Below are 13319 nucleotides of genomic sequence, written 5' to 3' on the forward strand. Positions count from 1 at the left end.
TTTGCGTGCTACTACCATCGATCTCGATCTGGCATGCCGTCGACTGCAATCGCGATTCGATCCTCGAAGAGAAAATCGCGATGCTCGCGTGGGGAATGGATCTTCGGGAACTGGATGTAGTCCTCGCCGTCGACTTCGATCCACTTCGCCAGCTGCACGAGCTTTCTGAATCGGCTCGCGTCTTCCAGCACCGGCGCGATAGGCCAAGTGTCGAAAGTGACGACCGTAGCATCTACGATGCGTTGCGCCAGCATCTTGAAAATAGGACCGATCTCGTCCCAATTTCCATTGGCGCGGGAGAGCATGTCGAGGACCAATTGTGCGTCGCAAGCGCCGAGCTCCTTCTCGATCAGGCCCCGGAGCTCGTTTTCGGACACTGCCGGTCGATTCAATCGCCGGTTCCAGGTCTTTGCGCATCGGTCCTTTGCGGCAGTCTCGTCGTCGCCGACCGTTTCCCACTGAGTAGACATGCCGCAACCGGTGCAGTAGATGCAGACGAGCGCTTCGGTCTTCGGCGCTTCGGGCGGCCGAGGCAAAACGTCGCCAATACGCGGTGGGCCGCCGAGACGCCCGAACTGGCTGAAATCGAATCGGCGGTTGTCATCGCTGTCAATGAGTCGCTGTGATCGGCCGACAGCTGGGCGGCCGCCACAGTGCTCACAAGGGTAGAGCTGTTCGATCATGTGTCGGAAGGTTGTAAGTTTCGCGTCGCCGGCATTATTGCTTTTTTTTCTCGCTGGTAATACAGAGAAAAGCGCGAGTATTCCTTCCCAATGATTATCGGCCGCTTGAAATTTCAGATGCGCGTCGTTCAGCAGCCTGAAGGAGGGTCATGAGCGCGGAGCTGGAAATACCAGAGGCTCCATTTTTTTCCGACGCGACAACGATAACGTGGCCATAATCGGTAGGAAATACCCGCCGTGCCGATTCATCCGAATCTACAACCCAGAAATGCCAGATGCGTGCGTAGTGCCACCAGGTTCCGGCACGCTCCAGCTCGGACCACGACGCTCGAGCTTCGAGTATCGCGCCGAAGCTGGTGAATACAGCGAATCTCATTCCGTTACCGTCGGTGACGGCAATCGCGATCTGGCGGCCGGCGGAGATGGAGTCCCCCCGGTGGCACGCCATGGAGAGGGTCGGGAATCGCGGGCCCCACTGATCAGTGCGGGAGACTGCGCGTTGGAGGAACAGCGCTTTACCGTGCATGAGAAGCGTCCTGGTTTGATAGATACGTTCATCATGCAAGGCGCGGCGACAAGTCAAGGTAAGACCGACCAGAGCGCGATGGGCGGCAGCTGCACAGTAGCAAGTCGGGTCGTGTCGATATTCCATTCGACGGCCCTGATACCCCGCGCCGCTCGCAGATGCTGTTTTTCGCGCTTGCGAGCCTCGTACTTGGCCATGCCGTTCATGCCATAGACCTCGATGTGCGTTGGCGCGGCCGTGTCCGTGAGAACGAAGTCAGGGAGCATCTCTGCCTCTGCTTCTAGACGGATCGGCTTTTCGAAGCTGCGGCCTTCGGCGACGAGGCGGTTCGCCATTGCCACTTCGTGGATCGAGTCGCAACTGATATAGGTGGTGGAGCAGAGCATCGCGGCGAGATCGACCGCGACGTGATGACCCTTAGCCGTTCGTTCGATCACGAGTACGGCGACGACGCGTGCGGTCCGGTCGCCTAGTGCGCGAAATCCGTGCCCGTACCGCTTCTCGGCTAGCGCGATCAAATCGCTGTCGCAGTAATACCGTTTGGCGCTCTGGCGCAGCGTGACGGACCGGCCATATGGGGTTGTGCCAACCTCGGCGAGCTCACCTATGACCAGGCCACGATGGTTCGTGCCGTCGCGCTGGCCGACACGCACAAGGAACGCGTCGAATTCGGCGTTAATCGCTACCCGGTCAACCTCTTGGAATCTGCGCATGACGTGGAGAACGTCTTCTGCAGGTTCGCCGTTGATCACGGCGTCACCAATGCCGGCGAGAATGCGAGCGTTGCACACCCCCCAGTTTCGCGCGCGGTCGGCGGCCGACCACCGGTTGAGCCCGGCGACCTGCCACAGCGCCTGCAGAAAGCCGAGGAGCGGCGCCGAGCGGCGCGACGTGGCGGAGGCGCCGCCTTGCCGAGTTCCTTTGGACGTGGCGGCCAACGTGCGCTGAGTGAGAGCAACATCCAGCTTCGCTCGCAAGCCCACCTCGGTGGACACGATGCCCGGCAAGGTCCCGCCCGCGTCGCTGCAGGCTTCTATCGGGTCTTTGTGGAACGAACAGGACTGGCGGTCATGCAAGGGCCCTTCATCAGGCCAGCCGGCGAGGTGCAGCAGACTTGCCGTATCGGCGGATCTGAAGGCGCAGCGGCGCGGTAGTGCCGCGGCACAGGCACTGCGCGTAACCCGGGTTGATTTTCGCGCGCTCGAGCTGCCGGAGGAAGGCGGCAGGATTCTCCTGAACATGCTCAAGCGGGACGGAGACACCTCCAAAGGAAACACGATTCATTGGGTGCCGCCCCCGCTCGCGTTGGCTTTCGTCATGGGTCTCGCAGGTTGCTTGTATTCACGACCAGTCTCTTTCTCCGTGAGGAACCATTCGCCGGACGATAGGCGGGTGACGTGGCAGAACGGGAATCGCTGTTCCATGATCATTTTCTCGTTGGCGTCGCGCTGCCTCCGCCAACGAGCAAGCTGACTCCGGAGAGCTGATAAGGCTGATGAAGTCGCAAATAGAGCCGCTATCGCACAACCGGCGATTACCTGGTAATCGTGTCGAAGCCTGGTCACGACGGCGACCAGCGTGACGATCATCATCAGACTCGGAATGATTCGGTCCACGTTCGGAGAGTTGCTGAGTTAGGCAGGCGGAAGCAAGCGACCTCGGCCATGCCGTCTTCTTGAACGCAGTGGCGCTGCGGCCGGCCAGAGAGGCAGACCGCTGAACGGAAGGATGGCTGGGCAAGATGCGCCACCTCAACGATGCTACTAATGAGCGGACGAGGCGGAGGCGAAAGCGCATGTGTTTTCTGAAGCTTTCCGCGGAACCCCGCGCAACCGGTTGCGTGGACGGGCCGTTGCTGAAAAATCGAGCATCACGCGCGATTGCCGCCCTGCTTGGCCGTGGGTGTCTTATCCACAGGCTTGTGCAGCGGAAATGTGGGTAACTCACCGGGGCGACAGACGGCTTGAAAGCACGCTCGAACCGGGCCTCATTTTGAGGCCGTGGATCGAACATCAGCGCGTACCATCGCTTCCACTTATCGCGTCCTTGACGCATCGACCCACGGCCGCGCGCGGCCTATCTTCCTTGCCCCGACGGGACCACTCCCGTCGGGCGTGCTCCCCGTCACCTATTCGGAGAGCACCAATGTCCGTATCAATCATCTGCGCGACCGAGGTCGTAGCATGAGCCAGAAAAGCGCAGAAAGAAAATTCGTTAGAGCGGCTGATCCGCATCAGGCCGAACTTGTACGGCTGATCAAGCAATTTGCCTATGGGCATCAGCCAAGCACGATCTTTGCCGACTACGTTGAGATGGCGGCCGTCGCATTGAGCAACAGTGTCGACAAGCAGCAATTCTGCGGATTTCGGTGATGGTGATCAGCCGTTTCGGCGAACGTGATCAGTTTGGAAGGTGGTGTTGCGCGGTCAATGGATTATAGCGAAGGTGATCACGATCAGGATGCGGAGGACTGCTTGGCGTTGGTCTTTCGCATCGACTCGCCCTTCAACGGCAGCTTGTGGGCCTGATGGACGAGCCGGTCGAGGATCGCGTCGGCGAGCGTCGGGTCCTGCAGCCAAGCGTGCCAGTGTTCCAATGGCAGTTGGCTGGTAATGATCGTGGAGCGCGTGCCAACGCGATCGTCGAGCACTTCGAGCAGATCGTTTCGGGCAGCCTGATCGAGATCCTGCAGCCCCCAGTCGTCGAGCAGCAGGACGTCCATCTTGGCGAGCTGCGCGAGCCGCCGCGTGAAGCTGCCGTCGCCGTGGGCGATCTTCAATTCCTCGAACAGCCGGGCAACGCGGACGTACATCACGGAGAAGCCTTGTCGGCAGGCCTGCTGACCGAACGCGCACGCAATCCACGTCTTGCCTGCTCCGGTCGGCCCCGTCAGGATGAGGTTTTGTGCATTACGGATCCAGTCGCAACCAGCAAGTGCGGCGACGACGCTCTTGTCGATGCCGCGGCTCTGCCGGTATTCGATGTCCTCGATGCAGGCCTGGGGATTCTTGAGTTTCGCAGACTTCAGCAGCCGTTCGAGCCGCCGAGTATCGCGCCAGGCGAGCTCGCGTTCGACGACCATGCCGAAGCGCTCTTCGAACGATAGGCTGGTGCTGGCGGTCAACGCTGCTTGTTCCTCGAACGCGCGAGCCATGCCGTCGAGCTTCAGGGACTTGAGCTGGGTTAAGGTTTGCTGCATCAACATCGTGACCTCCTTGGGTCAGTGGTAATACTCGGGCCCGCGCACGTTCTCGTGATCGGGCGAATGCCATTCGGTAGGCGGAATCGGGAGCATCGGCTGTCGGTCCAGACCGGATTCGAGGATCGACAGCACGGAGCGGCGGGTCGGTGAGCCGATCACGAGCGCCCGCTGGCAGGCGGCTTCCAGCCGTTCCTTGCCGTACTTGCGCGAGAGCGACAGCAGTCCGAGGCACGCGCGGTACCCCATCTCGGGGTGCGGCCGGTTGGTCAGCAGGTGTTTGACGATCGCCTCGGCACCGGGACCGACAGAGGCACCCCAGTTCAGCAATCTCCCGGGCGTCCATTCCATGTGGGCGCGGTGCGCCGCCGGCATGTGCTCGGGCAACGTCGTATGCTTGTTCCGGATTCGGCTGCGAGCGTGGGCGGCGACGCGCTTGCCGCGATGCAGGATCTGGACGCCGTGGCGCGTCACGCGGGCGTAGACTTCTTGGCGTACGAGGCTGTGCGGAACGCTGTAATAGTGATGGTCGACTTCGACGTGGTAGTCGATGTTGACGCGGCACTTCACGAAGGTCGCGATCTCGTAGCGGCGGGCCGGCAGCGGGCGTAGCGCTGGTCGGTCAAGCCGCTCGAACCATTCATGGCGGTTGCCGTCGAGCTTTTTGAACGGACGCCGGTTCAGGTCGGCAATCAGCTTGCCGATCGCCTTGTTCAGCTCGGCCAGGCTGTAGAAGCGGTGGTTGCGCAGGCGTGCGAGGATCCAGCGCTCGACGATCTGCACGCCGACCTCGACCTTTGCTTTGTCCTGCGGCTTGCGCGGTCGCGCCGGCAACATGGCGGTCGCGTAGTGGTTCACGAAGTCCTGCGTGGTGTTGCCCAGCACCGGTTCGTAGCGATCCGCCTTGGCGATCAATGCCTTGGGGTTGTCGGGCACCAGCAACTCGGGAACGCCGCCGTAGAATTCCAACGCGTCGATCAGGCTGCCGATCCAGTCGGGCATGGTCTCGGAACGCGTCGCACATGCATAGGTGTAGTTCGAGGCGCCGAGAACGGCCACGAACACGTGGGCCTTGAACGCGACGCCGCCGTCGCGGCCGAGGATCGGCACGGTTTGCCCGGCGAAGTCGGCGAACAGCTTCTCGCCAGCGCGGTGTTGCTGGCGCATCGAGCGCTTCAGCGCCGCAGCCCAGTCCTTGTACCGCTGGCAGAACTGCGTATAGCGATAGGTGCGTTGGCCTGGGTGAGCCTCGACGTACTCCTCCCAGAGCAGTTGCAGCGTCACGCCCTTGCGGCGCAGGTCGCGGTGCATCGCCGCGTAATCCGGTTCGACCCGGCGGGTCGGGACCGCGGTTTCCTCCGGCAGGTCCAACCTGATCTCGAGCTCGTCGTCGGCGAGCGGTTCGACGGTAGCCCAGTCGAGGCCCGCCGCGCTCGCGCGCGCGGCGTATGCCGAGATGGCGCCGACGCTGATGCCGATCGCTCGGCTGATCTGGCGGTGCGACAGGCCGCACGCCCACTTCAGCCGCAGTACTTCCTTCAGTTTGCGCATGCTCATCCGATGTGCCGGCATCAACCTGTCCCCTAAAAAGGATCAAGGCTAACGCCCGTCGTTGATCAAATGCGCAACACCACCGCCGAGCCGGAACGGCTATCCCGTTTCGGTCGCGTGATCAGCTGTTTCGGTTCGCTGATCACTCATTCCGGGAACGTGATCACCCGTTTCGGCAAGATGATCGCTCGTTTCGGAAACCGGTGATCAGCGATCACCTTCGACCGAAACGGCCGATCACCATCAATCGGAACCACCGATCACGTTCAACCGAAATCGCTGATCACGTTCGCCGAAATACGCAGCAATTCGATTCTCGCGAGAAGCGTTATCTGGAGATCGCCGGAAAGTACAGCCCGGACGAACTTCAACTATTTGCTCGGATGTTCGCGGAGCTGACACTCTCGTTCGAGCATCGGCTAGGCGTAGATGACAATTTGCCGCCTGGCACATTGCCGCAGCCTGGCAATCTCACGGATGTGCTGGGTGAGACGTACATGATGATGGGCATCGGAAACGACGGGGCTGGGCAGTTCTTCACCCCTTACACGGTTTCGAGGCTGATGGCGGGACTCTTGATCGGTGATGGAAGCGCGGCCATAGAGCGGGACGGCTTCATGCGCATGCAAGAGCCCGCATGTGGGGCAGGTGGAATGGTCATCGCGACGGCAGACGCGTTGCTCTCGGTTGGGCAGAACTACCAACAGACCATGCATGCAACGTGCATCGATATCGACGCACGTTGCGTGCATATGACCTACCTGCAACTGTCGCTGATGCATATCCCGGCGATGATTGTGCATGGGAACGCGCTCACCGGGGAGATTTGGGGAATCTGGTACACCCCAGCCCACATTATTGGGGGATGGCGGTCGAAGCTCCGACTGCGCAGGCAAGTGGACGCCATGCGCGAATTGTTATCGGTTGCCCGAAGCCCTTGCGATCAACACCCTGCCCCAGAGCTGGAGCCGGTTGGCGAAGCAGAGTGCGATGGCAGGGCCAACGAGGAGCCGGCTGACGAGTCTACGGTTGCCGCCGTGGCTCGGGAGGCGGCCTTATGCGACCTCTTTGACGCGGCAGTCGAGCAGTCGAGGGTCAGCATCTTCGAGACTGTCGATCAGCTGGCTTTGTTCTAGAGAACGCTAGCGCGTGATTCCTTGCACCGAGGCCCGATCGTTTGGTCGGGCCTTTTTTATTCGTCCCGGCGCGGGCACTGCAATGCAGATTCAGTGAAAGCTAGATGGATCTTTCAGGCTTTCTGGGGAAGGGGGCCGAATTGCAAGCGGTATCTTTTTCGAATCTACCGCGTCACCGACGCATCGACTCCGCCGGCGTCGCCGGCAATCACTTCAACCCCATCGGGAACCATCCCCGATCGGGGCAGGTTCCCTCTCTGGAGAACCTGACATGCAAGAAGCTATCCTTCAGCAGCCGACCGTCAAGCTCGGCCGTATCAAGCTGGGCCGGAATCCTCGCACGTACTTCGACGACGCCAAAATGGCCGAAATGAAGGCGTCGATCACGGCCCGCGGTGTCGATACACCGGTCATTGTGCGACCGATAGACGACGGTTTCTATGAACTGATCGCCGGCGGCCGCCGCTTTAAAGCAGCGCTCGAAACCCGTGGTGAAGACTACGACATGCCGGTGAACGTCAAGGACGTCGACGAGGTGGAGGCGGAAGAAATCGCCTTCACCGAAAACATTCAGCGCGACGACATGTCCCCCGGTGACGAGGCTGTGGAGGCGGCACGCCTCCTTGGCCGGTGTCAAGGTGACCGCGACGAAGCGGCGCGGCGGATCGGTTGGAGCCGTCCGACGCTCGACAGCCGCCTTGCGCTGCTGAATTGCAGTAAGGACGTCCTTATCGCACTCAACACACGCCAAATCCTCCTCGGTCATGCGGAGCTGCTCGCTGCGCTATCCAAGGACAATCAAGACCGGGTACTTCCGGTGATCGTCGCCGAGAAGAAGTCGATCGCGGAGGTTCGAAAGCTGGTCGAGAGCGCAGCATGCTCTTTGTCGGCGGCGATCTTCGACAAGGCCGATTGCGCGGCGTGCCAGCACAACTCTGCAATGCAGTCGGAGATGTTCGGCGAATCCATCGCAACGGGCAACTGCACGAATCGCCAGTGCTACAACGGAAAGACCGACAAGCAGCTCGAGGCGATAGCCGGAAGCTTGCGGGACGAATTTCCGACCGTGCGTATCGTGCGCGCCGGTGACAACCACACGCGGGTCCAGCTCACAGTTGACGGGCCGAACGGAGTAGGCGAGGCGCAGGCGAAGGCTTGCCACGGCTGCCAAAACTTCGGTGTTGCCGTTAGCGGGCTGCCCGATTCGGCCGGCAAGACCTTTCGGGGACAATGCTTCGACACCGTCTGCAATATGCGTAAGGTCGCGGACCGGATCAAGGCTGACAAAGCCGCGACGAAAGCGGCTACCGCCGACGGCAAGGTTTCAGCCGTCGCGGCTAAAACCGGGGGTAAGAACGCGTCGGCGGCCGGTGCCGCTGCGCCGGCCGCCGTCACCGTGGTCGCTGAATCGGATCGGGTAAAGCAGTATCGTGAGGCACTCTGGCGCAAAGCATTGCGGCGCGACGTCGGCAAGAGCGGCGAGCTCGCGCGCCAATACCTGATCGCGATTGTTCTCGCAGGGTACGCCCGGCAGATAAAGGATGAAGCCTTCCGTGCTGTCTTTGAGAAGGTGACCGATAAGAAAGCGCCTGCTTCCGACTTCGGGAAGGCGCTATCGCTAAGCGCCTCGGCGAATCCCGAGCAGCAAGCCACGATGATCACCGGCATGTTCGTCGCCGCGGTCGAAGGCCTCGACGTCTCGTATCTCCGACAGCTTTGCAAGCACCACGATCTCGACCTGACCCAGCATTGGAAGCTCAACAAAGAGTTTCTGGAACTGGTCACCAAGGCCGAGATGATGGTGATTGCAGACGAGCTCGGCCTGCGAGTGGCAATGGGCGACAACTTCAAGAAGGTTTTTTCGAAGTCGAAGGCCGACGTCATCACTGCGCTGCTCGCTGTTGAAGGTTTTGTGTACGACGGCAAGCTCCTGAAGGTCCTGAAATATTAAGTAGCGGATGGCCACTGCCGTTCCGCATTGACTGCTTGCGCCGCCTAGTGCGGCGCTTCTTTCTGGAGAATCAAAATGTTTCAAGCACTCGAACCGCTGCTTCGGTCAGCGGAGAAACTCGTATTGACGCTAGCAATTGACGGCGACGTCATTACCGTGTTTCTGACACCGGCCGGGGGGAAGGACTCGATGCTGCGGCAGCCCTTAATCCTGAGGGCTACGGCTGCGGAGCTCGACGACGGCTTTGCGAACGCGATTGCCGGCTTTACGGTGGCGCACCAGTCGCTTGGTGAGCAGGTGGCCGTGACCAATGCGATTCTCGAAGCTCAGCAGCACAAGCAGGCGACCAAAGCGCAGAAGGTCCTGTCGGGCGCGTCGCAGCCCGCCGCTGCAATGGCGAGCATGGATGGCGACGCGGACGACGATACGGGCGAGGCGGAGGCGGGAACGACCTCCGCCGCGCGAACGGAGGCGCCAGCAGCTGGTGAAAAGTCGGCTGGCACCGATCTGTCATCGTTGATCCTGTGAGGGAATCTATGACGATCAGCATCGCAGCAATCGTTCGCGAGTTCATCTACAACGGCATGGCCCTGTTAGACCCCGGCCCGGCATTCTCGCCGGAGCAGGTTCGCGATCTTTACACCGCCCAGTACCCCGAACTAACGACCGCCGCGGTCGACGGCCCGGAGCTAAAGGGTGAGGTGATGACCTATAAGTTCGTCCGCGCGGCGGGCGCCAAGGGCGCCCATGCGTAAGGACGCCTTGCTCGAGGCGTTGTCCGATCCGGACAACGGCTTTACACAACAGGAACCGCCCGGATGGGCGGTTTTTTTTCATGATGACGAGGTGTCCAAATGCTGTACGGCTCTTCGGGACTTGATTCAGTCCTCGCTGACGTCGCCGGCCCACATTGGGAATCGGCGCGCCATTCAGCTCCCGGAAGTGGATCTGCCGATGGTTTTCTGACCTTGCCGACGCTTTCGGAACGCGTTCCCGTGGCGGGGCTGTACCGATGGCGGACGGAGCGGGATCTGGCAGAGACGGTGAAGATGCACTTCATCAATGGTCCGCTCCGGCCGGCCGATGTCGAGTCCCCGTCGGGCGCGCTGGATGCGTTCAAGCAAGCCTTCAAGGCCTGGCTGGGACGCATAGGCACAGAGACCCAGAACGTGTCCTATACGCCCGTGCTGCTGGAGCGGGAGGCGGTAGTGGAGATGGTCGAATGCCGCTGCTATGACGACGAATCGAGTTTGGCTTCACCGCTGTATCTCGCGTTGGAAATGGCGGACGAAGGGCTATATACGCTCGCCAGGTTCGCGCCGGCGGCCCAGCAGGTTCACCCCTTGTTGCTCTCTTCGGTGATATCGATCCTCGATCAAGTCTCGTGTCGGACGGGGCTGATTCGAACACCGGGATGGTTCCTCTACCAGTTTTCTCGCTATCACTGGGAGCACAACGAATCAGCCACTGACGAGGAGGCTCTCGAGTGGCTCCGGGAAATGTACGAGGACGACCAAGAATCGATCCAACGGCGCCTTCCCAGCGTCGTGCGCCCGCAAATCTACCCAGACGAAGTTCGGCGACCACCGAAGGTGAAGGGCCGCCGGTCCAAGTCGATTCAACTGTTGGAGCGCGAGTTGGCGGAGTTGCAAGCGCTGGCGGGCGGCGAGATGGCGAAGGTCTGTGAGGAACTCTCCACCCTGTCGCGTCTTCTGCGTACTGCGGGAAAACGGTTCTTGCTCGGCGATGGGATAGATGGTCAACCGATTTACTCGCTGGCAACGGTGGTCATCGACGAGAACTCCCTCATTTCCGAGCTTCTCGACGATCACTTCAATTATGCCCACCAAGGCGGCGAAGAGACTTACTTTAACTGTTTCATCCCGTTTTCTACTTCCAGTGCCGCAATCGCGCAGCAGTACCGCGATCTCGCGCTCGGCTTTCGGATGCTCAACCATGTCGATCGTTTGCTCGGCGCGTTGAACACCTTCTAAATCACCCGAGGATCCCTATGACTGAACTTGCAACAGCAGAGCTATCGCGCGCCGTTGAGCTCGAATCTGCCATTCTTTTTTATGCTGGCAGATCCGGTAATCAGTTCGCCACCGTCCATGAGATCGTCCACGATCGCTCTGGCCGGCCGGTGATCGGTGCCGGGCGGCCAGTGGATCGCAACGCATTGATTCGCGCGCTCGTCCAACTGGACCGGAACGCGGCGCCGAAATCGGAGTTCCTGCCCCCGAACGTTCTCGGAGTGTCGAGTACCGGGGTCACATGGTGGAGCCCGCCGGCGATGCGCCGGGTGTTTTTCGATTGCAGTGAGTTAGGTGTCCGGTCGGCGGTGGTGCCCCATCCAGGCCTCGTGTTTCAAGCAGCGGCGACCGGTTTTCGTGTGTTCTCAACGAAAACCTGCGACCGACCATCTGCCGACACGCCACTGTTCGAGCCGCCGTACTTCAACACCTGGAACGACGGCCAGATCTGTATCGGCACTGCGAAGGTCCCATCCCGCATCGAGGTGAAGGCGATCGAGGGGTGGGAGTCGGCATTTTTCGATTCAGCCTTCACTCACCCGAACCACGGCTCCGCGCGTGTGAAGTACAAGCGCGGTGTCTTCGCGTTCTGGCAAGACATGCTCGACGGTAAGTTCGGCGACAGGTTTCCGCTGAACGCGCTGGTGCCGACGTCGTACAAAGTCCGGAAGCTCGTGTGTGGTTCAAACGGAGGCGGTGAATGAACCCGATCGATACAGTGCTGCATATGTCTTTTCCAACCGTGATGGTGCCCAGGCGTGAGCCGGTGCATCCGATGGAACGTCCCGGAGAGCGCCTTCTCATCGCCGCGAACGGCGTGTTTCTGGAAGTGCTTCGACCGTGGGTCCGGGTGGTGCGCCGTATCGCGATGTACCACGAGAAGACGCCGATCCCGTACGGCGCTGTCGATGAAGTCACGGAGCTGCGTTGTGGCCCTGTGCCGCCGGCGCTCATCGCGGAATTTCATGCGATGACGCGTGCAGCGCTTCCGAACGAGACCGGTGCCTGGATCGTTTGGAAGGAAGCCTCTCGTGAGTGGCGGCTGATTCCTCTGGAATCTTTGTCGCATGGGCCCTCGCACCTCGATTACGACCGCCCAAGTTTGTCCGATGGTGAGTGGCTGGTAGTTGACTGCCATTCCCATGGGCGGGGGAAGGCTTTTTTCTCACACACGGACGATAAGGACGACCGGTACGACGTGAAGTTTGCATTCGTGCTGGGGCACTGCGACAGGGTGCCGTCGCGCGCGCTTCGCCTCTGCGTGAAGAGGATATTCGAGAACCTGGCGGACGTTCCTGAACCTTGGGCCGCCGCTTTGGCAAGGGAGGTAGCGTGATGAGTGATCCCATTCAGCATCGCATTCCGCCTGATATGGTGAAAGCGCCGTGGAAAGTAGTGGTTGTCGGCGCTGGCGGCACGGGGAGCGCGTTTCTTCCTAGCCTCGCACGGCTGCATCACGCGATGATTGAGCTCGGACACCCCGGTGGAATCGAATGCACGGTTTTCGACGATGACACCGTGAGTGAGACGAACGTCGGTCGGCAGGGCTTTTATCCGTCCGATGTCGGTCAGCACAAGGCCCTCCTCATGGTGCACCGGCTGAACAATCTGATGGGCACGCGTTGGAATGCGGAGCCGCGCCGGGTCGACTCAGGTGTGCGGCTCGTCGCGGACCTCGTCGTTGGTTGCGTCGACACGCGTCGAGCTCGGCATGCGATCGTGCAAGCGGCGAAGCGCGGCCGTGTCAGGTATTACCTCGACTGCGGCAATGAGACGGATCGCGGCCAGGTGATTCTCGGTGAGCTCGGAAAGGCGCGACATGACAGGTTGCCGCACGTGGGCGATCTGTTTCCAGATCTGCTGAACGCTCGAAACGACAAGGGAGACGATATGCCATCGTGCTCGATGGCCGATGCGCTGCGCAAGCAGTCGTTGGTCATCAATCAGGCGATTTCGGTGCAGGCGTTCAATCTGCTCTGGACGTTGTTTCGCACCGGTTCGGTGTCTTATTCGGCAGTTTTCGTGAACCTCGCGACGGGCAGAACGAATCCTGTGCCGGTCGATCCTGTTGCGTGGGCCCGGTTCGGTTATGACGCTCCGCCTCCGCGGCCGCAAGCGCGAAAGCGTAAGAAAGCGGTGACAGCATAGCTTGCGCCGCGTCGACAAGAGGCGGCTTTTCTTTACATGACGGGCAGGCACCCGGCGGGTGCCTGCGCCGATCTGAGGACTTTCAAATGGGA

The 13319-nt window shown here is 60.8% G+C and carries 16 protein-coding genes; 10 read left to right on the top strand and 6 right to left on the bottom strand.

Annotated features, from left to right (window positions below; genetic code table 11):
* Window positions 1–11: 11 nt before the first annotated feature.
* From BM43_RS00580 to BM43_RS00590, 4 genes are all read right to left on the bottom strand, one after another.
* Complete coding sequence (locus BM43_RS00580) at window positions 12–683, bottom strand: Lar family restriction alleviation protein (RefSeq protein WP_013700011.1); 672 nt, start codon at window positions 681–683, stop codon at window positions 12–14.
* Window positions 684–1262: 579 nt separating this feature from the next.
* On the bottom strand, window positions 1263–2321 hold the full coding sequence (locus tag BM43_RS00585) for a DUF1173 family protein (RefSeq protein ID WP_330219049.1): 1059 nt from the start codon (window positions 2319–2321) through the stop codon (window positions 1263–1265).
* Window positions 2296–2493, bottom strand: a complete 198-nt coding sequence (locus BM43_RS42540; protein ID WP_329956071.1) for a hypothetical protein — start codon at window positions 2491–2493, stop codon at window positions 2296–2298. Before BM43_RS42540 ends, BM43_RS00585 begins: the two co-directional genes overlap by 26 nt.
* Complete coding sequence (locus BM43_RS00590; protein WP_036047778.1) at window positions 2490–2801, bottom strand: hypothetical protein; 312 nt, start codon at window positions 2799–2801, stop codon at window positions 2490–2492. The genes BM43_RS42540 and BM43_RS00590 overlap by 4 nt, the downstream gene beginning before the upstream one ends.
* Before the next feature lie 591 nt (window positions 2802–3392).
* Here BM43_RS00590 and BM43_RS39950 point away from each other — a divergent pair.
* Window positions 3393–3581 carry a hypothetical protein gene (locus BM43_RS39950; protein ID WP_036047776.1) on the top strand — a complete coding sequence of 63 codons (189 nt, stop codon included), beginning with the start codon at window positions 3393–3395 and terminating at the stop codon, window positions 3579–3581.
* Window positions 3582–3664: 83 nt separating this feature from the next.
* On the opposite strand, the gene istB is transcribed toward BM43_RS39950, so the two are convergent.
* The gene (gene istB / locus BM43_RS00595; protein WP_036047774.1) at window positions 3665–4414 is read right to left on the bottom strand and encodes an IS21-like element ISBmu3 family helper ATPase IstB; all 750 of its coding nucleotides are present in this window, start codon (window positions 4412–4414) and stop codon (window positions 3665–3667) included.
* Between the two features lie 15 nt (window positions 4415–4429).
* On the bottom strand, window positions 4430–5980 hold the full coding sequence (istA, locus tag BM43_RS00600; protein ID WP_036047773.1) for an IS21-like element ISBmu3 family transposase: 1551 nt from the start codon (window positions 5978–5980) through the stop codon (window positions 4430–4432).
* 48 nt (window positions 5981–6028) lie between these two features.
* Between istA and BM43_RS41560 the strand changes: the two genes are divergently transcribed.
* From BM43_RS41560 to BM43_RS38045, 9 genes are all read left to right on the top strand, one after another.
* Window positions 6029–6166: a hypothetical protein gene (locus BM43_RS41560; RefSeq protein WP_006400880.1), complete on the top strand. Its 138-nt coding sequence runs from the start codon at window positions 6029–6031 to the stop codon at window positions 6164–6166.
* The gene (locus BM43_RS00605; protein WP_370448948.1) at window positions 6166–7095 is read left to right on the top strand and encodes an N-6 DNA methylase; all 930 of its coding nucleotides are present in this window, start codon (window positions 6166–6168) and stop codon (window positions 7093–7095) included. Before BM43_RS41560 ends, BM43_RS00605 begins: the two co-directional genes overlap by 1 nt.
* Before the next feature lie 271 nt (window positions 7096–7366).
* On the top strand, window positions 7367–9046 hold the full coding sequence (locus BM43_RS00610; protein ID WP_013700016.1) for a PRTRC system ParB family protein: 1680 nt from the start codon (window positions 7367–7369) through the stop codon (window positions 9044–9046).
* A 75-nt stretch (window positions 9047–9121) separates the two neighbouring features.
* The gene (locus BM43_RS00615; RefSeq protein WP_013700017.1) at window positions 9122–9574 is read left to right on the top strand and encodes a PRTRC system protein E; all 453 of its coding nucleotides are present in this window, start codon (window positions 9122–9124) and stop codon (window positions 9572–9574) included.
* Window positions 9575–9582: 8 nt separating this feature from the next.
* Window positions 9583–9801 carry a PRTRC system protein C gene (locus BM43_RS00620; protein WP_013700018.1) on the top strand — a complete coding sequence of 73 codons (219 nt, stop codon included), beginning with the start codon at window positions 9583–9585 and terminating at the stop codon, window positions 9799–9801.
* Window positions 9802–9900: 99 nt separating this feature from the next.
* The gene (locus BM43_RS00625; RefSeq protein ID WP_080742012.1) at window positions 9901–11040 is read left to right on the top strand and encodes a PRTRC system protein F; all 1140 of its coding nucleotides are present in this window, start codon (window positions 9901–9903) and stop codon (window positions 11038–11040) included.
* A 17-nt stretch (window positions 11041–11057) separates the two neighbouring features.
* Window positions 11058–11783, top strand: coding sequence for a PRTRC system protein B (locus BM43_RS00630; RefSeq protein WP_036047768.1), 726 nt, complete (start codon window positions 11058–11060; stop codon window positions 11781–11783).
* The gene (locus tag BM43_RS00635) at window positions 11780–12415 is read left to right on the top strand and encodes a PRTRC system protein A (RefSeq protein ID WP_036047766.1); all 636 of its coding nucleotides are present in this window, start codon (window positions 11780–11782) and stop codon (window positions 12413–12415) included. Before BM43_RS00630 ends, BM43_RS00635 begins: the two co-directional genes overlap by 4 nt.
* A complete protein-coding gene (locus tag BM43_RS38045; protein ID WP_036047764.1) occupies window positions 12415–13227 on the top strand; it encodes a PRTRC system ThiF family protein in 813 nt (270 codons plus the stop codon). Before BM43_RS00635 ends, BM43_RS38045 begins: the two co-directional genes overlap by 1 nt.
* Window positions 13228–13319: the final 92 nt, after the last annotated feature.

The organism is Burkholderia gladioli (genome assembly GCF_000959725.1).
GTDB lineage: Bacteria > Pseudomonadota > Gammaproteobacteria > Burkholderiales > Burkholderiaceae > Burkholderia > Burkholderia gladioli.